At 36.6% G+C, this 21104-nt stretch carries 15 protein-coding genes and 1 tRNA gene; 12 read left to right on the top strand and 4 right to left on the bottom strand.

Annotated features, from left to right (window positions below; translation table 11 throughout):
- Positions 1–83 precede the first annotated feature (83 nt).
- From EZ449_RS13000 to EZ449_RS12965, 8 genes are all read left to right on the top strand, one after another.
- A complete protein-coding gene (locus EZ449_RS13000) occupies positions 84–1094 on the top strand; it encodes an aldo/keto reductase (protein ID WP_131559426.1) in 1011 nt (336 codons plus the stop codon).
- A 187-nt stretch (positions 1095–1281) separates the two neighbouring features.
- Complete coding sequence (locus EZ449_RS12995; protein ID WP_131559424.1) at positions 1282–1467, top strand: cold-shock protein; 186 nt, start codon at positions 1282–1284, stop codon at positions 1465–1467.
- Position 1468: 1 nt separating this feature from the next.
- Complete coding sequence (locus EZ449_RS12990) at positions 1469–1666, top strand: cold-shock protein (RefSeq protein WP_131559422.1); 198 nt, start codon at positions 1469–1471, stop codon at positions 1664–1666.
- Between the two features lie 161 nt (positions 1667–1827).
- Positions 1828–2601 (top strand): helix-turn-helix domain-containing protein, encoded by a 774-nt coding sequence (locus EZ449_RS12985; RefSeq protein WP_131559420.1) that lies wholly within the window; start codon positions 1828–1830, stop codon positions 2599–2601.
- 551 nt (positions 2602–3152) lie between these two features.
- A complete protein-coding gene (locus tag EZ449_RS12980; RefSeq protein WP_131559417.1) occupies positions 3153–6293 on the top strand; it encodes a SusC/RagA family TonB-linked outer membrane protein in 3141 nt (1046 codons plus the stop codon).
- Positions 6294–6303: 10 nt separating this feature from the next.
- Positions 6304–7806 (top strand): RagB/SusD family nutrient uptake outer membrane protein, encoded by a 1503-nt coding sequence (locus EZ449_RS12975; protein WP_131559415.1) that lies wholly within the window; start codon positions 6304–6306, stop codon positions 7804–7806.
- Positions 7807–8003: 197 nt separating this feature from the next.
- Entirely contained in the window at positions 8004–9422 is a 1419-nt protein-coding gene (locus tag EZ449_RS12970) for an arylsulfatase (protein ID WP_131559413.1), read from the top strand.
- A gap of 50 nt (positions 9423–9472) precedes the next feature.
- Complete coding sequence (locus EZ449_RS12965) at positions 9473–9673, top strand: hypothetical protein (protein ID WP_131559410.1); 201 nt, start codon at positions 9473–9475, stop codon at positions 9671–9673.
- Positions 9674–9684: 11 nt separating this feature from the next.
- Here the strand turns inward: EZ449_RS12965 and EZ449_RS12960 are convergent, their stop codons facing one another.
- Complete coding sequence (locus EZ449_RS12960) at positions 9685–10953, bottom strand: Hsp70 family protein (protein WP_131559408.1); 1269 nt, start codon at positions 10951–10953, stop codon at positions 9685–9687.
- 156 nt (positions 10954–11109) lie between these two features.
- Here EZ449_RS12960 and EZ449_RS12955 point away from each other — a divergent pair, with 156 nt between their 5' ends.
- Entirely contained in the window at positions 11110–12078 is a 969-nt protein-coding gene (locus EZ449_RS12955; protein ID WP_131559406.1) for a ligand-gated ion channel, read from the top strand.
- Positions 12079–12082: 4 nt separating this feature from the next.
- On the opposite strand, the gene EZ449_RS23385 is transcribed toward EZ449_RS12955, so the two are convergent.
- Positions 12083–14182 (bottom strand): HRDC domain-containing protein, encoded by a 2100-nt coding sequence (locus EZ449_RS23385; protein WP_131559404.1) that lies wholly within the window; start codon positions 14180–14182, stop codon positions 12083–12085.
- Positions 14183–14369: 187 nt separating this feature from the next.
- Here EZ449_RS23385 and EZ449_RS12945 point away from each other — a divergent pair, with 187 nt between their 5' ends.
- Both EZ449_RS12945 and EZ449_RS12940 read left to right on the top strand, forming a co-directional pair.
- Complete coding sequence (locus EZ449_RS12945) at positions 14370–16613, top strand: GH92 family glycosyl hydrolase (protein ID WP_131559402.1); 2244 nt, start codon at positions 14370–14372, stop codon at positions 16611–16613.
- A 104-nt stretch (positions 16614–16717) separates the two neighbouring features.
- Positions 16718–16791 (top strand) — tRNA-Ile (locus EZ449_RS12940).
- A gap of 320 nt (positions 16792–17111) precedes the next feature.
- Here EZ449_RS12940 and EZ449_RS12935 read toward each other — a convergent pair.
- Entirely contained in the window at positions 17112–17330 is a 219-nt protein-coding gene (locus tag EZ449_RS12935; RefSeq protein WP_131559400.1) for an HAD hydrolase-like protein, read from the bottom strand.
- Positions 17331–17666: 336 nt separating this feature from the next.
- Here EZ449_RS12935 and EZ449_RS12925 point away from each other — a divergent pair, with 336 nt between their 5' ends.
- A complete protein-coding gene (locus tag EZ449_RS12925; RefSeq protein ID WP_165499756.1) occupies positions 17667–19376 on the top strand; it encodes a DUF6377 domain-containing protein in 1710 nt (569 codons plus the stop codon).
- Here EZ449_RS12925 and EZ449_RS12920 read toward each other — a convergent pair whose 3' ends face one another.
- Entirely contained in the window at positions 19377–20702 is a 1326-nt protein-coding gene (locus EZ449_RS12920) for an alpha-amylase family glycosyl hydrolase (RefSeq protein WP_131559395.1), read from the bottom strand.
- Between the last annotated feature and the right edge of the window lie 402 nt (positions 20703–21104).

Here is a 21104-nt window from a genome sequence, read left to right as displayed (position 1 = left end):
TGTGTAAGAAACACTTTGATTTGTTTAATTTCTAAAGCATCTCTATAAGTAACTTTGTTCATATTAAAATTTAAAGAATTTATATGAGCACAATAAAAAAAGTAGCCTTGGGAAGTCAAGGTTTAGAAGTTCCTCAACAGGGGCTTGGCTGTATGGGCATGACAACCATTGCTGGAGGAGATATTTATGGAAAAGCAAATGAAGCAGAATCTATCTCAACCATTCACAGGGCTTTAGAGATTGGTATTGATTTTCTAGATACGGCAGATTTATATGGCCCCCTACTTAACGAACGTTTGGTTGCAAAGGCAATTAAGGGCAATCGAGATCAATATACCATTGCTACAAAATTTGGTTATGAGATTGATGATCAAGAACAATTAACTTGGGGTTTTAATGGAAGGCCGGAATACGTTAATAAGGCAATAGATCGATCGTTAAAGAATTTGGGAACAGATTATATTGATCTTTATTACTTACATCGTGTTGATCCGAATACGCCAATTGAGGAAACAGTTGGAGCAATGGCAGAATTGGTTAAAGCGGGGAAAGTTCGTTACATCGGCCTATCTGAAGTTTCAGCAGAAACCATTAAAAGAGCAAATAAAATCCATCCCATTACTGCAGTTCAAAGTGAGTATTCATTGTTTGAGCGTGAAGCTGAAACCAATGGGGTGCTAGAAACACTAAATGAGTTAGGGATAGGTTTCGTTGCTTATTCGCCACTGGGTAGAGGTTTTATTTCTGGCGATATTAAAAGTCCGGATGATTTTGCTGCTGATGATTTCCGTAGAACCATTCCACGTTTTCAAGGTGATAATTTTTACAAAAATTTAGAGTTGCTGAAACAAATTCAGGAAATTGCTGTAAGTAAAGGAGTAACGCCATCTCAATTGGCACTAGCTTGGGTAATTTCTAAAGGAATTGTAGCCATACCAGGCACTAAAAGAATTAAATATATTGAGGAAAATGCTGCTGCATCGAATATTATTTTATCTGCTGAAGAGCAATTAAAATTAGAATCTATTATTCCTGTTGGTGTAACAGCAGGTAGCCGATATGATGATTCGCAAATGCAGTTTGTAAACGCTTAGTGTTATTTAAAAATTAGGGAAGTCGTGGTTTAAGGCCTGCGACTTTTTTTTATTTAAGCTGTTTTTAGCTCCTAAATTACTCATATCATCAAAAAATATTCCTTAATCTATTAATTTGTTTAACTAATCTATTATTTTAGATAAACTTTTTTGTTTTAAGTATGTTTATACATCAAAATTTAATTTAATGCAGGGAACAGTAAAATTTTATAATGAGTCTAAAGGATTTGGATTCATCACAACGGCAAACGGAGAAGAAGTCTTTGTTCATATTACATGTTTAGTTGATAAGATAAAGCAAGATGATAATGTGGAGTTTGAAATTACCCAAGGCAAAAAAGGACCAAATGCAGTAAATGTAAAATTGGTATAATATGAGGTTAGGTACTGTTAAGTTTTACGACAACGACCAAGGATTTGGATATATCACACCATCAAATGGGGGTAAGGAAGTAAATGTTTTTGCCCACGGTATTATTGATAAAATAAAATCGAACAACATTGTTCAGTTCGATTTAGCGTTTACACAAACAGGCTTAGAAGCGATTAAGGTAATTGTGTTAAGCAGCTAAACTACACATCCAAATTATTTTTTATAAATTGTAACCTCCAAATTATTATTAGTTTTGGAGGTTTTTTTATGCAATCGATTTACGATTATAAAATTAGTTTGTAACCAAGTTCAATTAGTTTGGTCTTATGTGGAAATTATAAGGCTAAGAATTAAATTTTTATGATACAGCTTGAACCAATCTCTGGTGTTTTTAAAAAAGAGCGGGCCTTACAAGCTGCATATCCAATGCGGGTATTAATTGTTAAAGAGGCAAGTGGCTTACTCTGTATGAACGCTGGCGACCACAGGCTTTTAAACCACAGAATCTTTTTTATCCCCGAAGAAGGACTTGTAAGACTTGAGGGCGAAATAAAATCTGGATACTGGTTGAGCTTTAGCAATAGCCTATATGCAGAGTTTTTATTGCAACATTTAGATCCGTTGGCTAAAAACCTGTTCCTAAATTTATCTTTTAGAGATTTAGAAAACGAATCAGCTCAAACTTACAACTTAATAAATCAGTTAAAAAAAGATATAGAAGCCCAAAAAGATTTACCCTTTTTAGCACAGTACATTTCACTTTTCTTAGGTTTTACATCAGGCTTAGATGGTTATCTTGCCGCCTGGACCTTAGATGAGTTACAGCAAGTTCTGCGTTTTAGAGCCATCCTTGAGCAGTTTTACAAACGCGAAAGAGCAATTCAGTTTTATGCCGAAGGGATGGGAATTAGCACCGGAAGGTTAAATTCATTTCTAGGAAAGGTATTGGGTAAAAGTCTTTCTTCACTTATTAAAGATAGAATTATGAGGGAAGCTGAAGAGTTATTGCTGCATAGCGACAATTCTGTTGATGAAATTGCACAAATCTTAGGCTTCGAACAAACATCAAGCTTCATTACTACGTTTAGAAGATATAAGGGAATTTCAGTTAACCAGTTTAGCCATTTAGGCTAGTGAAATAAAAATTGGTGCGCCTGTTAAAGATATGTTCTTCGCTGACTTTGTCTCTTCTAGAAAACAGGTTTCCTAATCTCACAACATTAAATCGCAATACTCCGAACGCGTAAGGCTTTGCTTACTGTAAGCTATTATTCAGCCGCACCAATTTCATATCGCTAATTTATAAAATCTATGTTTAAGTTAAATGCGATATTCCAACAGGTGTTAGGAAGTTGCATAAGTTTAAACTACAACATCGCTTAGCGTAAAAAAATAAAAAGTCTAGTAAATTTGTAGTCTATTCAAAATAAATTATATTTGGCAAAAATATAATCATTATGACACTAGAATTTACTAAATCAAAATCGGCTAAAAGTTTGCCATTCCTAAGTTTAAGAAGCTGTTATTGTTGTAGTTAACATATAATATATTGCTAGTATCCGTATCGGAAAAAGCAATAAAAAAGGAAAATACAAAAATGCATTTTCCCTCGGCTAGTTAACGAAACAGGAATTCAATTGGCGTTGCACCTGTTTCAATCAATTCAAATCACCTATTTCAAAGTTATGCAAAATTTTGAGAAAGTCAATCCCATATCTGGGGCTTTGGCTTTACGAAGTATTACATCCAAGCTGAGCTTGGGTTTCTGGCTAATCAGTCCAGCTTTATTATTCACCTTATTTTTTCTTTTCCCCAATTTTTCATCCGCTCAAAATCCAACAGAGCCAACCATTAATGCAACATTATCGGGAACAGTTATCGATGCAAAAACAAAGGAAACCTTAATTGGTGCATCCGTTAAAATTCAAGGAACAACCAATGGCTCGTCTACCGATCGAGATGGTAAGTTTCGTTTAATTACCGGACAGAAGTATCCCTTTACGCTTTTAGTAAACTTTGTAGGTTACAAGCAAACGTCAATTGTGGTTAATCAAAATCAAATTACCGTAGAGCTGGTAGAGGATTACAATCCACTAGATGATGTTGTGGTTGTTGGTTATGGTACACAAAAAAAAGTTAACCTAACCGGATCGGTATCTACCGTAGATGCGAAAGCCTTGGCTAATCGGCCGATTACAAATTCCACTCAAGCATTACAAAATGTACCAGGCGTTTTTACCAACCAAACCAAGGGTAGGCCTGGAGCAGATGCTGCAACCATTAGAATTCGTGGGGCAGGAACCTTAAATAATAACAACCCACTGGTTCTGGTTGATGGAATTGAATTTCCTTTGGGTGATGTAAATCCAAACGATATTGAAAGTATTACCGTTTTAAAAGATGCTGCATCGGCTGCTATTTATGGAAATAGAGCTGCAAACGGTGTAATTTTAGTAAAAACGAAAACGGGTAAAAAGGGAACTTTTTCCGTCGATTACAGCTATTACGTAGGTTCTCAAAAGGCAACTCAATTTCCAGATGTTGTTACCAATACGGTAGATTACATGGTTGGTAAAAATAGAGCATTGGCAAATGAGGGAAAACCGGCTGAAAGTAGTGAAGCTTTAATAAATGAATTTAGAAATGGTACCGACCCATTTATTTATCCAAATACGAATTGGTTCGATGTGATGTTTCGCAGTGCAACTATTCAGGAGCACAGCCTTCGGTTTTCTGGCGGAACGGAAAAAACTTCATTTTCAATTTCTTTAGGCTACTTAAATCAAGATGGGATTTTAATTGGCTCATCGGGGAAACGGTACTCATTAAACTCCAATATCAATTCTGATATTACCAAAAATCTTCGTGTTGGCGCCAGTTTATCGGCTAATTTTTGGAACAGCAGAGAAAGTGCTTACAGTGCCGATGATGGTAATGGTGAAGGTGGTTTAATGGGCTTAATTTATCGTGGCTTGCCTTTTCAAACAGATTATGCTCAAAACGGAACTTATGCCGATCAATGGATTCGTGTTCCTGGGCATAACTTTTTTAGAAATACAGTTGCGCTTGCCAACGAGGGTTTTAATAAAAATAATCAATACAGAACCTTGGCAAATGTATTTCTAGAGTACCAATTGCCATTCAATATTAAATATAAAACTACGCTCGGCGCTAATTTACTTTTCGGGATAAATAAATATTCTTATCCATCGATAAACTTAACGAATACTAAAACTGGCGTGATTACACCAATTGGAAATACGCCGGCTCGAGGCATCAGACAGGTAAGCCAAAACAACATCAACATTACCAATTTCCATACCTTAACCTGGGAGGGTAGTTTAGAGAAACACCATTTTGGCGCTCTAGCTGGTTTTAGTTTGGAACGTTTTGATGATGGAAATTTTTCGGCATACAATGAGGGTTATTTGGGCAACGATTTAACGGAGCTAAATGCTGGCAGTACCTCGCCACAGGTTACGGGAACCGGTGGCGCATCTCGACTACAATCGTATTTTGGCAGGTTTAATTATAACTACAATGAAAAGTATTTGTTCGAAGCTAATTTTAGGTACGATGGCTCATCTAGGTTTGCTGCAGATAAAAGATGGGGATTTTTTCCCTCATTTTCAGCAGGATGGAGAATTAGTGAAGAGGAATTCGTGAAGAATTTGAACGTATTCAGCAATTTGAAACTTCGTGCCTCCTACGGAAAACTTGGAAACCAAAATGTTGCGCTGTTTAGTTATGTTGATGCGATTGCACTCGGACAAAATTACAATTTCAATGGAACAATTGTAAGTGGTGCAGCCATTACACAGCTCAGCGATCCAAATATTACTTGGGAAACTACAACCATGAGCGACATCGGTTTTGAGGGTGGATTCTTCAAAAATAAACTAACATTTGAGATTGATCTATTTAATAAGCAAACCTCTAAAATTTTAAGGCAAATTAGTGTTCCGGCGCAGGTTGGAAATTTAACCGGACCAGTAAAAAACATTGGTGCCGTTAACAATCGTGGTTTTGAGGTAACAATAGGTTTTAAGGATGCTTTTAACGATTTTAGGTATAATATCGATGCAAATATTACCTACGTTAAAAATAAGGTGACGAATTTAAATGGACAGAAATACTTTGGCTCGGGTACTATTATTCAAGAGGGGTCGGCGATAGATAGTTTCTTTGGGCTACAAGCAGAGGGTATTTTTCAAACCGCAGATGAAGTTAAGGCACATGCTTTTCAAAATGCTGGAACCGTTCCTGGAGATTTGAAATATAAGGATATTGATGGAAATGGTGTAGTGGATAACAATGACCGAGTGGTGATAGGAAACAGCATTCCTAAATATGTTTATGGCTTTTCTGGTGGATTTGGTTATAAGAGATGGGATTTTAGCTTCATTTTTCAAGGATTGCAAGATGTTGATACTTACTTAACCGGCAACCTGGCGCAGCCTTTCAAAAATGGCGCCGGCGTTACTAACGATTGGTTAACAGATTCTTGGACACCAACGAATACAGGTGCGTCATTACCAAGATTAACAACATCTAATGGATATCCCCAAAATTTCCAAACCTCTAGTTTTTGGGTGAGGGATGCCTCTTATCTAAGGTTGAAGAATGTTCAGGTGAGCTATTCCTTTCCAACGAAATGGGTAAGTAAGGCAGGGATTGATGTTTTAAAGGTATTCGTCAATGCTCAAAATTACTTAACGTTTTCGAATTTTAAGTTTAGCGATCCCGAAAGGAATTTAACCCGTGCAGATTTGATTGAATATCCAAACGCAAAAACAATCAGTGCAGGAATTAATGTATCATTTTAAATAATACGCCATGAAAAAATATATTTTACTATTAATGATTTCATTCCTCTTGTTTGGCTGTAAAGATTATTTGGAGGTAACCCCAACAGATCGTTTTACGCAAGACACCTATTGGAATACCAAAGTACAGGCCGAAGCAGCGCTAAATGGTGCTTATGCGGCAATTTATTACAATGTTTACATTGCAAATTCAATTTATCTCGATGCCTTAACTCCAAACACTTACCAATACAATAACGATTACAATATCATATCTAGGGGATTGCACAATGCTGCTACAGGTTATTTTAATGAAACTTGGAATGGAAGTTATAAAGGCATTGGTAGGGCGAATAATGTTTTGGCCAATATTGATAAGGTAAGTATGGATGCTGCCTTGAAAGATAGATATAAGGCAGAGGCAAAGTATTTAAGGGCACTTTACTATTTTCCATTGTGGAATTTGTTTGGAGGAGCACCATTAATTACCAATGCTACAAATTTTGATACACAGGCTAATTTGCCTCGAAATTCTGCTGATGAATTATTGACCCAAATTTTAAAGGATTTGACAGAGGCATCATCAGGAACGGTTTTACCATTAAGCTATTCTGGTGCAGATAAAGGTAGGGCAACAAGAGGGGCAGCCTTAGCACTCAAGGCCAGGGCTTTATTATATGCAAAAAGATGGAAAGAGGCTGCTGAAGCTGCAAAAGCAGTAATGGACTTAAAAACCTATAGCTTGTTTGCAGATTACCGTGGTTTGTTCTATCTTGAGAATGAGGGAAATAGTGAAGTAATTTTCGATGTGCAATACAAATATCCAGAATTTACCCATTCGTTGGATATAAGTTTGGATCAGCAACTTGGATCGGCCCCATTACCAGATTTGGTAAATACTTATTATGCAACAGATGGAAAGCCCATCACTAGCTCATCGATTTATAATGCTGCAAAACCTTTTGAAAATAGGGATAGCAGATTGCAGGCCACTATCATTTTGCCAGGAACGCAGTTTAAGGGCGCAACGGTAACTGCAATTCAATATCCAAGTACGGGTTATGGATTAAAAAAATATACTATTTTTAAGGATTATGAAAAACCAGTCGCAGCGCCGACAAGTGGAACATCAGAATTAAATTTAATTTTAATTCGCTACGCAGATGTTTTATTAACCTATGCCGAAGCTAAAAACGAAGATACTGGTCCAGACCAAACCATTCTCGATGCCTTAAACCTGATTAGAGCAAGAGCAAAAATGCCAAATATTCCATCAACATTAAACCAAGCAGAACTAAGAGCAGAAATTAGGCACGAAAGAAGAGTGGAATTGGCAGGCGAAGGGCTTTATTATTACGATATTCGGAGGTGGAAAATTGCCGATCAGTTATTGAATGGCAACATCGCCAATAGCGCTGGAGCGAGAATAGATAGCCGCTTATTCGATGCCAACAAAGATTATTTATGGCCAATTCCGTCTATCGCGATTCAAAATAATCCATCATTAAAACAAAATCCTAACTACAATAAATAATATGAAACCATCATGATTTTTCAAACCCCATTAGGGCTCATTCGTGCCGAATAAAAATAATAATCCATTACGAATAATCACACAATGGGATGAATAAACCGAGCCTGCGAGTTCTTGAACACCAAAACACAACAAGAACTTGAATTTGTGAAAAAATCATGATAGCTTCATCACCTTTAAAAAACAATAATATACAGATGAAAAATGCATTCAAAATAATTGTATTTGCGGTGCTGGTGGGCAGTTATGCTACCTCGCATGCGCAAACTAAAAGAAAGCCAAATATCATTTTTATCCTTGCGGATGATTTGGGATATGGCAACGTCCAATCCTTTAATTCAAACTCCAAAATACCTACTCCGAATTTAGATAAACTGGCAGGAGAAGGAACCAAGTTTACGCGGTTTTACTCCGGAAATACAGTTTGTGCACCATCACGCTGTGCATTGATGACTGGCTACACCATGGGTCACGCTTGGGTAAGAGGGAACGCGAAAGGAAAAGATGGTTTGGGTGCATTACGTGCTCAAGATACCACTTTAGCGCAGCGACTTCAAAACAATGGATATAAAACAGGCATGTTTGGTAAATGGGGTTTGGGGGATGAAGAAAGTAAAGGGGCACCACATTTAAAGGGCTTCAATAGTTTTTATGGCTACCTAGATCAAAGTCATGCGCATGATTATTACACCAACCACCTTTATGAAATTGTGGGTGGCAAAACGGTAGAGATTCCAACCGATACCACAAAATATACGGAGGATTTAATTGTAAACAAAGCCGTAGATTTTATCAATGCGAATAAAGATCAGCCATTCTTTTTGTACATGCCATTAACAGTTCCACATGCAGAGTTGAAAGTTCCTGATGCCTTGCTTAAGAAATTTCAGAATGCTGATGGATCGAGCAAATTTCCACCAGAAACACCTTGGGAGAAGAAAGGTAATTATGATAGTCAGGCGCAACCCCATGCTGCTTTTGCCGCAATGGTAAATAAATTGGATGCCGATGTGGGAACAATTGTAGAATTGATTAAAAAATTGGGATTGGATAACGACACCTACATTTTCTTTACCAGTGATAATGGTCCGCATAAAGAGGGTGGGGCAGATCCTGTTTATTTTAATAGCGCCGGACCATTTAGAGGTGTAAAAAGAGATTTATATGAGGGTGGAATTCGCGTTCCATTAATCGTTAGGGCACCAGGAAAAGTTCCTGCTGGTAAAAGTGAGGCTTCACCTTGGGCCTTTTGGGATATTTTGCCAACATTTGGCGAATTGACTGGCACTGCTACTCCAAAAAACATCGACGGACTTTCATTCTTCCCTCTTCTAAGTGGAAAAAAACCTGTTAAAGAACACGAATATTTATACTGGCAATTTAATGAAAGCGGTTTAAAAGAGGCCTTAACCAAAGGAGATTGGAAATTGATTCGTTTTAAGGAAACCGGATCTCCTGAGAAATTGGAACTCTATAATTTAAAAAGCGATATCGGTGAAAAGAACGACATCGCAGCAAATAATGCCGCAACAGTAAAAGAGCTTTACGCCCTGATGAAAAAGGCAAAAACACCAGCTGAAAATCCTCGTTTTGATTGGTCGGAAGTAGAAAAATAATTTATTTGCTGGCCTGAGCATAAACTCAGGCCAGCTTCTTAAAACTGAATATGTTTAAACAATTTCCAAAGTATTTATTAGTTGTAGCCATTGCTTTTATTGCTTGCAAAACCAAAAACACTAAAGTGGTAAACTCCACTAAACCATTTCCAAAAGTAGTATCCTGCTGTGAATCGAATATGCCATCACGATTTGGGGTAAAAAAGTTGAAGCCTTTCGGCGAGGGTAATTTAGCAAAGAAAAAGCTATAGCTCCCCGATACCTAATCCTCAAAAAGATACCCGCTATAAGCCAATCCTTTGGCTACACTTTTAAAGTTATCGCCAGAATTTAATGGAATATGAGGAAATTTACGCTTGAATAAGTTTTGGATGGCTGATACCATTGATGTTCCTCCGGTTAAAAACAAACAATCAATTTCGTTGGCATCTATTTTATAGGTTTCCATAAACTGATCAAGGTAAGCCTCAATTTTATTCACATCTTTTTCGATAATGGCATTATATTGAGCCAATGAAATGTCCTCATCAATCTCAATTTCCATATTTGAGTAAGCAAAATTAGAAAGTGGTTGATCGGAAAGCTCGATCTTGGTTTTCTCAATTGATCTGAATAAGGAATAACCTAAATTGTTTTCGATAAGCGTAATTAGGTTCTTAAATTTTGGATCGTTTCCAGAATAGTAATAATATTCCTCAATCTCTTTCTGGATCTTCAATCCATTAAAAAAGTTCATTTTATCCCAAGTGCAAATATTGGCAAAAAGCGATTTTGGCACATTTAAAACTTTTCCAGGCGTAGCTTCGTACATGGTGTTCTTTCCGAAATATGGTGTTCCCTTATCCCACATAAAAGCAGAATCGAGACTGTCGCCACCAATATAAATACCACCAGATGCAATCATATCGTTTTTTCTATCCTTACTGCCAACTTTATCTGGATCCAGAATTAGGTAAGTAAAATCTGTGGTACCACCACCTAAATCGGCAACCAAAACCCTTTCCTTTTTGGTAATGGTTTTTTCATAGGCAAAAGCTGCACCAATCGGTTCAAACTGAAAACGGACATCAGTAAAACCAGCATTTTCAGCTGCCTTTTTTAACCTCGTTTGTGCCAAGGTATCTTTTTGGGTATTGTCATCATCAAAAAAAACTGGGCGACCAATTACTGCCCTTTCACAATCTTCGCCAATTATTTTATCTGCTTTTTCCTTTAAATCCTTTAAGATTAAGGTAACCAAATCAGAAGCTGTATATCTTTTATTGTGGATTCGGGTTTCGGTAAAAGTAGTTCTCGAAAGAATCTGTTTAATGGATTTGATAAAACGCCCTTTCATTCCATCGCTCAAATAAGCATCAATTGCCTTTTCTCCAACAATATGGCTTTCTCCATCTATAAAGCTTTTGGTTTCGGTAAAGTAGATTAATGATGGGATGGAAATGGTATCCACAATTTCTTTTTTCTCTTCATCATAAATGCTTAGCGCCGAATTGGTTGTTCCAAAATCGATTCCGTATAAAAACTTACTCATGGCTGGATAATTTAATTGGGTATTGCTGGAAATGGGGGCTGCGAAATTATCAAAAAAACTGCTTAACACATAATTAATTTAACAAAACTTATTGCCTTATCAAGCGTTATGTGCTATCTTTAACCATCACCCCAAACCATTATATTAAACGTCCCCTTGAAAATACTTAAATGCTTTCTGTTATTGGTTTTTGGCCAATTGTTCCTCATAAATAATAGCCTGTTTGCCCAAGCAATTAATCCAGATACTGTTAAAACCGGAATTTATGTTACGAGTATTCACGATATTAATTTTAAGGATAAGGAATATACTGTAAACTTCTGGCTCTGGCTTAAATATAAAAATAAGGATTTCAATTTTGTAGACAACCTCGAATTACCGCAGGCTAAAACAGTTACCAAGTCGTTTTCTACTATCGATACCAGTGGAAATGAAGTGTACCTTTTAATGAAATTGCAATGTGTAATGAAAGATTCTTGGGCGATAGACAATTTTCCGTTTGATCATCAAACGTTGAGGCTTTCCATAGAAAATTCGCAGTTCGATGCTCAATCATTAATCTTCGTTCCTGATACTTTGGGGAAACAATTCGATCCAAGGTTTACACTTCGTGGATGGAATATTGATAGCTTAAAGGCTTCATCTGGAATTAAGATTTATGAAACCGCATTTGGAGATCCAAGCGTGAAGGCTCCACACACAGAATACAGCAGTTTTAAGGTTAAGATTGGTTTGAGTAGGGATGCATTTGGGCTTTTCTGGAAGATGTTTTTGGGGATGTACGTGGCTTTTTTAATTGCTTACATGTGCTTTTACATTCATTCAGATAGTATCGATTCTCGCTTTGGATTGAGCGTAGGTTCACTTTTTGCTGTGATTGGTAACAAGTATATTATTGATGGTTCGTTACCTGAATCTACAACTTTTACATTGGTTGATACCCTGCATGGCATCACACTTATCTTCATTTTAATCGTGATTGTTTCTACGGCTTTTTCGCTTAAAATGATTAAAAAAGGTAATGTCGAAAAGGCAAATCGTTTTGATCGAATATTTTCGATTGGTTTGCTAATTATCTATATTCTGTTGAACATCTTTTTTATTTTGAGTGCCATTAATTCTTAGGTTTTTAGAATAATTCACTCGTTCCTAAATGTGTGTTAACGATTCTGGTAATGTACTGCCCGAGTTCTTTTGCGTTGCCAATACCCACACTTTTTATTGCCGCCAGCTGATCGGTTGTTCTCGGCATTTTTTCTGCAATGGAAAGTAATGCTAAATCAGAAAGTACGGCATAATCCTGTACGCCTCTTTGGGTCGCCACTGTTTTTCGCCATTCCGTTAAGTTTTTATATACCTGCGGATTTGTAATTTCCTTGGGTTTTATGCTCGATTTTATGGGTTTATTTTCAGCAGGTTTTCTGTTGCTGGCAGCGTGAAAAGTATCAATATATGTTTTAATCGAGAATGGAATCCAAGAGATCTTAAACAAGGCCAACTTCAATTTTAAGGCGTCATTACAATCTTTGAGTTTACTTAATAATTTCTCGGAATGGATGTCGCTGTAGAAATTCAGGGCAACAATTTTATCCATCAAGGTAATAGTAGATTCGAGCTTTGGAATAAAATAGGCAGATGCTTTTTGCAAACGTTCCATGAAAGCATTTTGGGTTGCTGGATTTTGATCTAAAGAAACCTTGGCATATTCTTGGGCGATGAAGTTTCTGGCTACTTTAAATATCGAGTTGACTAAAATTTCATTGTCCTGCTCGTACAAAGCTAAAAAGGCATTTTTTTCCTCCTTATCAATCAGCTTCGACCTGCCCAACTTTTCCCAATCTTTTGCCACCAAAGAAAAATCCAATAACTCGCGAATTAATCCCCAAACATACTCCTGACTACATTTTTCCAGTAATTCGGCATTGGGTTTCTGTTGATGGCTGTTTGCCGTAAACCGTGTTACTTTTTCATCCGTTATGATGTTCTCCAGCTTCACTGGCGATTTTAAAATCAAACCCTCCAAACTTCGGCAACGACTTAAAGCTACATATGCTTGGCCATGTGTAAAAGCCGTGCTTACATCAACAATGGCTTTATCAAAAGTTAATCCCTGACTTTTATGAACTGTAATTGCCCAGGCCAATTTAAAAGGATATTGAGAAAAAGATCCAGTACTGGTTTCGTTAATCTTGTTTTCTTCGGCGCTGAGGCTATATTTTACATTTTGCCAAATTTCTCTTTCTACCTCAATTTCGTTCTGTTCGGTTGTAAAAACTACTTTGATAGTGTCTTTATTAATCTCGGTAATCTTCGCTGCCTTACCATTATAAAATTGCTTTTTGCCCGATGAATCATTTTTGATAAAGATAATTTGTGCGCCTAATTTCAAATGTAATTTCTCATCTGTTGGGTACGCATCTTTCGGAAAATCGCCAGTAATTTGCGCATCAAACTCAAAAACTTCACCATCAAGCTTTGCTAAACAACCTTGGTTAATTTGCGAAACCAATTGATTGTGAGTAGTTAAAGTGATGTAATCGTCTTTCCATTCCTGATCTAAAGTTGGATCATAGCGCTCGTTTAATTTTTCAAGAAGCTCGCCATCCAAACTGTTTTCCCGCATTCCGTTTAAGATATTCAGAAATGTTGGATCCGATTGGCGATAAACCTTATCCAAAGTAAAAGTGATCATCGGTGTAGAACGAAAAATTAGGCTGTCGAAAAAATACGGACTCTTATAATGTGCGCTCAGAATATGCCATGCATCGTGGAAAATAGGGGATAATTGATACAAATCGCCAATCATTAAAACCTGTACGCCGCCAAATGGCCTGTTCGAACCCTTAACCGCTTTTAAGGTACGGTCGATAAAATCGATAATATCTACCCGAACCATACCAATCTCATCGATTATCAATAGTTCCAAACACCGCAGTAATCTTGTTTTTTCATCAGAATATTTAAGCTGCTGGCTTTCGTTACTTTCATCAATTATCGGCACTAATGGACCAAATGGAATCTGAAAAAACGAATGTAGTGTAACGCCACCTGCGTTAATTGCCGCAACCGCTGTTGGCGCCACAATAGCAAAGTTTTTCTTAGTGGTGTCTCTAATTTTACGGAGCAATGTTGTTTTTCCAGTTCCCGCTTTTCCGGTTAAAAAAACAGGTTGGTTGGTGGTGCTTAAAAAATCTAAAAAGAGTTGGTTTTCCGAATCGGGGGTATTCATATCTCATGCAAAAATAACCTATTCAATGCTCTTTTTAAGGAAGATAATAAGCCGTTTTATCAACATTCTAGTTTTAGAGCGATGTTGTTTAACCAAAATGTTATGAAATGTTCCATTAGAAAGATTTACATTTAATCCTTTAAATTTTCATTACTAAATCGATTAATTTAGTAAAATGATGGCAATTATGATTAAAGGAAAAAGACTTAAAAATTATTTGACCGTTTTGTTGGGATTAGTAACTTTCACTTCATTTTCGCAAGATTATGCGGGTGCAGGAAATCTTAAGTATGTTGATCCAAGAATAGGGAATGTTGGGCAACTTTTAGAGCCCACACGGCCAACTGTGCAGCTGCCAAATCAAATGATTAGGATGTTCCCTATGCGTAAGGATTATATGGACGATCAGATTTCTAATTTTCCATTAAACGTGGTTTCGCACAGGCTTGGTGAGGTTTTCTCAATTATGCCAACGGCTAACAAACTAAATGTTAATAGTTGGAGAAATAGGTCGACTTACGATCATGAACTAGAAATTACCAGACCTTGGTATTATTCTACTTTTCTAATTGATGAGGATATTAAGGTAGAATTTGTGCCGGGTAAAAAGGTTGGTTTTTATAAATTTGAGTTTGCAGATAACACACCAAAATCGATCTTGCTTGGTGTTTACAACGATGGCGAAAGCAATTTTAAATTCATTTCCGATACTGAAATAATGGGCTTGGAAACCTATCACGATAAAGTTAAGGTTTATTTATATGGCGTTTTTAGTGCAGGAGCAAGTTTGGGTATAGCGAAAGATGGTCAGCTTTCGAACGATCGTTCCGTTAATGGAAAGGGAATTAAGGCTTTCATTGCGTTCTCTCAAAGTTCTAGTAAAAACGTATCATTTAAATATGCTATATCTTATATAAGTGCAGCACAGGCCCGTAAGAATTTTGATAACGAATTTAAAAACCAAAGCTTTGAATCGTTAGTTAAAAACGGTGAAGAGGCATGGTCGAAAGTGATCAATCAGATTAAAACCACCGGCGGAACTGAAGCGCAAAAGCGATCTTTTTATACGGCACTTTACCGCACTTACGAGCGAATGGTGGATATTACTGAAGATGGGCAATATTATAGCGGTTACGATAATAAAATTCATAAAACTGTTCGCCCTTTTTATGTTGATGACTGGACTTGGGATAGCTATTTAGCACATCATCCGCTTAGAACCTTGTTAAACCCAAAACAAGAGGAAGATATGTTAAATTCTTATGTTTCGATGTATGAGCAAAGTGGTTGGGTGCCTACATTTCCAGTTCTGTTTGGCGATAATCCTTGTATGAATGGTTTTCATTCAACAATTGTTTTTCTAGATGCCTATAATAAGGGCTTAAAAAACTACAATGTTGAAAAGGCCTATGAGGGAATGAAAAAAAATGCTGATGAAGCCACGATGATGCCTTGGAAGAATGGAAAAAACGGGCCATTAGATCATTTTTATTATGAAAAAGGGTTTATTCCAGCATTAAAACCTGGAGAAAAGGAAACTGACACTGCGGTACATTCATGGGAGAAAAGGCAAGCCGTTGCGGTTACACTCGGAAATAGTTTCGATGACTGGGCATTAGGTCAATTCGCCAAAAACCTAGGTAAAAATGATGATTACAAACGTTTTAATGCTCGCGGTCAAAATTACCGTAATCTTTGGGATTCGAAAAATCAAATGTTTATGCCAAAGGATAAGGATGGAAAATGGATTAATATCGATCCAAGTTTTGATGGCGGAATGGGAGCTAGAGATTATTATGATGAAAATAATGGTTGGACCTACATTTGGCAAGTTCAGCATGATATAAAGGGCTTGCAGGAATTGTTCGGTGGATCTCAAAACTTTGAAAATAAGCTTGATCAGCTTTATAGAGAAAGTTTAGGAAGAGCAAAATATGCTTTTTGGGCAAAATTGCCAGATGCTACCGGTTTGGTTGGTCAGTATTCAATGGGTAACGAGCCGAGTTTTCATATTCCATACCTTTATAATTTTACAGCATCACCTTGGAAAACCCAAAAGCGCATCCGCTTTTTGTTAGATACTTGGTTTAAGGATAATGTTTTCGGCATTCCTGGCGATGAAGATGGTGGCGGAATGACAGCCTTTATGGTATTTTCATCAATGGGATTTTACCCTGTTACACCAGGAATTCCAATGTACACGATTGGTAGTCCTGTTTTTGAAAACGTAACCATCGATTTACCTAACGGAAAGAAATTTCAATTGATTGCGAATAAAAGCTCAGTGATCAATAAATATATTCAAAGTGCAAAATTTGACGGAAAGGTTTTAAATACGCCTTGGTTTTCTCACGAGCAATTGATGAATGGCGGTAAGCTAGAACTCGAAATGGGTGCAAAGCCAAACAAATCTTGGGGAGTAAGCAACTGAAAATGAGTTTATCTCGATTTTTTTAAAATTTTCGATAAAAACATTTTCCAAAATCGAATTCAAATTTGTAACATTGCACTCGCAAAAAACAAATGTTTTTTCCCGGGCCTATAGCTCAGCTGGTTAGAGTAGAAGACTCATAATCTTTTGGTCCCTGGTTCGAGCCCAGGTGGGCCCACTTGCTTCAAACCCCTTTAAGGATAACTTAGAGGGGTTTTTTGTTGCTTAGAAAAGTTGTTTTTGAGCTTTGTTTTCATTACACTTTATAAACCGTAGCGCTATTGAAACTTATGGCTGGGGGGCAACTATTTTTCAAATTAGTGAAAGGATGTTTATCAGCAGAAAAACTGATGAAAGTGCAACAAGAAGATTGATGGGTTTTATTGGAACAAAAAACAGTGTACAATTAATATTCTATGCATTGCGGAATGGAATTGTAAAATAAAAAAGCATATCGTTTGCATTGCTACCATTCTAAATCTCTAATTAAGAATATAATTAAGCTATCTGAAAAGAGATAGCCCTTTCATGGTTTTGCGGGGACAAACCTATAATCGTTCTTTCTTCCGAAAGTACAAAGGTCGCAAGAATTTTCTCATCGGAAAGGGAGTGATTGATAAGAGGCTCAATGGAATTTTTAAATACAGCGATACATAATGGTAATGTATTGCCCAATGTGCCGTCAAGGTCAAAGATCACGGCCTTAATTTTGTTCACACGAATGTTGTTTATTTGATCAGGCGTTAGGGCTATTCTTTCTGATTACATTGGTTTCCGAAAGCCACCACGTTTCCAGGTATGGAGCGGGTGACTACACTACCAGCTCCACTAACGGTGTTTTTCCCGAGGGTACCCCTGGAAGAATAATAACGCCGCCATCGATCCACACGTTATCCTCTATCCATAAAGGAAAGGCGAATGTTCGGAAATAGGGAATCCCAACAGTCCCTCCTCAGTTTTCAAGGGTGCATGGTTTTGAAGATTTTATTATTACACGAATTTTGATCATATTGCATGGTTTAAATTTAGCCGTTAATTAGGTAGCGAAACTCCATGCAAAAGATAAAGTCGGCGGTGAAAAAACAAAAGTTTTATCATATTTTTTCTATAATTGCGGTATCAATGCTGTTATCGATTCATGCGTTTGCAGATGTAGATAGCTTGCAAAAAGTATTGAATGGCAGACTTTCCAATCGTGGTGCTTTCGATCAAAAAAAGGTATTTTCAATAGAACGAATAAGGGCCAACTTAAACCAAGATTACGGATCTCTACCAAATCGTTACAAAAATTACGACAAGCTATTCAATGCCTATAAGTCTTACATCCACGATTCAGCTTATTTTTATTGTAAAAAACTGAATGCGACTGCTCGCTCGCTTAATGATGATCAAAAGATCAATCTTTCCAAGATAAAAATGGGTTTCGTGCTCGTTTCGGCAGGAATGTTTAAGGAAGGTTTGGATACCCTAAAGTTGGTAAATTTGTCTAAATTGGATGCAAGGGCAAGGTATGAATACTTGTTTTTGCAGGCGAGAAGTCACTTCGATCTAGCAGATTATGATAAGATTGCCGATTATTACACTCAATATAATTTGATAGGGTTGCGCTACTGCGATTCCATCTTACACGAATCTGAGCCTAAATCCTACGAATATCTTTCGGCTGCTGGACTTAAGTCGATCAGGATGCAGGAATATCAAAAGGCATCGAATATTTACGAGCATATTCTTGGATTAAAACAAACTTATCAGGATAGTGCAGTTAACCTGAGTTGCTTAAGTTTCACATATTTCGAGTTGAAGAAAACTCAATTAGGGTTAGAAATGTTGCTAAAAGCGGCTATTGTTGATAACACAAATTCTACAAAAGAGGGGGTGGCGCTAACAAATCTGGCCAATTATCTTTACCAGCAGGGCGATATTAAGACGGCTTTTAGTTATATTAATTATGCCATTGATGATGCCAATTTTTATGGCGCAAGACACCGCGAAGCACAGATTAGTAATATTATGCCCATTATCCAAAGTGAGAAGGTTAATGGTATTGAGAAGCAGAAAAATCTGTTAACAATCTATGCCTCTACCATTACGCTACTAATTGTAATTGTTTTTGTGTTCGCATACATCACCTTGAAACAACTCAAAAAATTAAGGGTAGCCGATCGACTCATCATCGAAAAAAATGCTGATCTGAATAATGCAAATGATTCCTTAAAACTGGTTAATTTTGAGCTCGATAAATCCAATAGGTCATTATCGCGAATTAATACCAAATTGGATGAGGCCAATCTCATTAAGGATGAATACATTGGAAATTTCTTCAATATCCATTCTAGCTATATCGAGAAGTTGGATAAGCTAAAAAGGGCAGTTGAAAAGAATATTAAGGCTGAAGATTACAGTGGAATTAGCCTAATGATGAGAAAATTGAACACTGATCTGGAGCGGGAAAACCTATCGCATAGTTTTGATAAGGTATTCTTAAACCTGTTCCCAAACTTCGTAAATGATTTTAATGCCCTTTTTATTGAAGATTTTCAAATCATACTTTCTGATAAAGATCTCTTAAATACTGAACTTAGAATCTTTGCCTTGATTAGACTTGGGATTGATGAGAACGAAACCATTGCCACCATTCTTAACTATTCCGTAAATACGATTTATACCTACAAAACAAAAGTTAAGAATCGCTCTTTCGTTCTTAATGAAGAATTTGAAGACAAAATTATGCAGATCAAAGCAGTTAAAGAATCTACCGAATAATTACTGCTTAAGTATTAAATAGGCATAGGGATTTAATAAAATGCTTTCGCCAAGCTGATACACCGCTCCCGTAATCGCATTTACCCATTTAGAATTGATGAGCTTTTTTGGAGTGGCAAATTGAACCTGTTTGTTCCGAAGATTTGATAGCACAAATACCTTTGCTTTACTTTTGATTTTTGTAAAAGCACAAACATCATTTGTGGTGTAAGAAGTTAATTTGCCAGTTCTCAATGCGAAACTACTGTTTCGAAATGCAATAATTTGTTTATATGATGCAGTATATGATTGATTAGTATTCCAATCGATTTTTTTACCAGTAAAGGGGAATACAAGTCGGTATGGTGTGCCAACTTCCTGCCCGTTGTAAATCATAACAATACTATTCATGTACGTAGCTACAACAAAGGCAGCCATTGATCCATCTTTACCTCCAAACAAATCTTGTGGTGTGCCATCAGAACCATTAACATCATGATTGGTAGTGTATCGAACAATTTGCTGCCCGTTTGAAGCACCTTTATGCTCAACTAAATTAATGGTGTCGATAGATTTTACAGATTTCTGTTTTGCGAAAATATCTTTTAAATCCTCGAAAAAAAGAAAGCCGAAATTATAATCAAAGCCAGCTTTGTAATGATCACTTCTTTTACCCTCGGCCAAAAACATCAACTTATGATTAGGAATGGCTCTCAAGGTGGCAATGGCCTCTTTCCAAAAATCGAAAGGCGGACCATCGGCATAATCACATCTAAAACCATCTACATTGGCATTCGTGATCCAATATTTCATGTCCTTAATCATTTCAGTCCTCATATCCATGTTCTTGAAATTTAGCTGGGCAACATCCAGCCAATTTGTTCCCGGTGGACTTAAAATTTTGCCAGTGCTATCCTGCAGATACCAAGATTTGTTCTTTATCCAGCTGTGATCGAAAGCGGTATGATTTGGAACCCAATCTAATATAACCGCCATTTTTTTACTATGAATACTATCAACTAGTGTTTTTAGGTCGGCAAAATCGCCAAATTCTGGATTCACCGACGTGTAATCGCTCACACAATAAGGTGAATTCACAGAATTAATTTTACCAATGGGGTAAATGGGCATGAGGTAAACTACATTTATTCCTAAATTTTTAATGGAATCCAGTCGCGGTAGAATGCCTTTTAAATTGCCAGTTTTACTAAAAGTGCGAATATTGATTTGATATAAAGTAGCATCACTTCGTTTAGGTAAATGCGAAACAGTTTGCTGCGCTACCGTACTAATAATTAAAGTAAAAAATAAGGTTGTGGTGGTAAGTATGGTTTTAATTTTTCTCATGTTATCATTTCTGCATTGAATTCTACTAAAGTACCATTCGTTAAAATCAAATTTGCCTCACAAATCTGCGGTATAGAAATTACATACACTAATATCGATTAAGGCTTTGGAAATAAGTTCTTTGTGGTGATCGCGAATCTGAATCAATATCAAAAAAATAAGTCAAAATCTTTAGACTAAACTAATTATGAAGCCCTCAATGTGGTTAATAACTATCTATATTATTGTATTGCTGAAAAAGATTTAAATTACTGTATATCAGTATTTTAATGTTTGTATTCTCTTGATATTTTTAATATTCAACTTTTAGGATATTGATTGATCTCTAAATCCTCCCTTTCTTTGATCTATAGCAAAAAACCATACGCTATACTAATCCAATTAATAACCAAATATAATTAC

This window comes from Pedobacter frigidisoli (genome assembly GCF_004331675.1).
Lineage (GTDB): Bacteria > Bacteroidota > Bacteroidia > Sphingobacteriales > Sphingobacteriaceae > Pedobacter > Pedobacter frigidisoli.
The sequence above is the reverse complement of the archived record's forward strand: the minus strand, read 5'-3'. Positions and strand labels throughout refer to the sequence as shown.

Bases quoted from the DNA above. Each gene is read 5' to 3' on its own strand.
- EZ449_RS13000 (WP_131559426.1), top strand. From the start codon at position 84: ATGAGCACAATAAAAAAAGTAGCCTTGGGAAGTCAAGGTTTAGAAGTT.
- EZ449_RS12995 (WP_131559424.1), top strand. From the start codon at position 1,282: ATGCAGGGAACAGTAAAATTTTATAATGAGTCTAAAGGATTTGGATTC.
- EZ449_RS12990 (WP_131559422.1), top strand. From the start codon at position 1,469: ATGAGGTTAGGTACTGTTAAGTTTTACGACAACGACCAAGGATTTGGA.
- EZ449_RS12985 (WP_131559420.1), top strand. From the start codon at position 1,828: ATGATACAGCTTGAACCAATCTCTGGTGTTTTTAAAAAAGAGCGGGCC.
- EZ449_RS12980 (WP_131559417.1), top strand. From the start codon at position 3,153: ATGCAAAATTTTGAGAAAGTCAATCCCATATCTGGGGCTTTGGCTTTA.
- EZ449_RS12975 (WP_131559415.1), top strand. From the start codon at position 6,304: ATGAAAAAATATATTTTACTATTAATGATTTCATTCCTCTTGTTTGGC.
- EZ449_RS12970 (WP_131559413.1), top strand. From the start codon at position 8,004: ATGAAAAATGCATTCAAAATAATTGTATTTGCGGTGCTGGTGGGCAGT.
- EZ449_RS12965 (WP_131559410.1), top strand. From the start codon at position 9,473: ATGTTTAAACAATTTCCAAAGTATTTATTAGTTGTAGCCATTGCTTTT.
- EZ449_RS12960 (WP_131559408.1), bottom strand. From the start codon at position 10,953: ATGAGTAAGTTTTTATACGGAATCGATTTTGGAACAACCAATTCGGCG.
- EZ449_RS23385 (WP_131559404.1), bottom strand. From the start codon at position 14,182: ATGAATACCCCCGATTCGGAAAACCAACTCTTTTTAGATTTTTTAAGC.
- EZ449_RS12945 (WP_131559402.1), top strand. From the start codon at position 14,370: ATGATTAAAGGAAAAAGACTTAAAAATTATTTGACCGTTTTGTTGGGA.
- EZ449_RS12925 (WP_165499756.1), top strand. From the start codon at position 17,667: ATGCAAAAGATAAAGTCGGCGGTGAAAAAACAAAAGTTTTATCATATT.
- EZ449_RS12920 (WP_131559395.1), bottom strand. From the start codon at position 20,702: ATGAGAAAAATTAAAACCATACTTACCACCACAACCTTATTTTTTACT.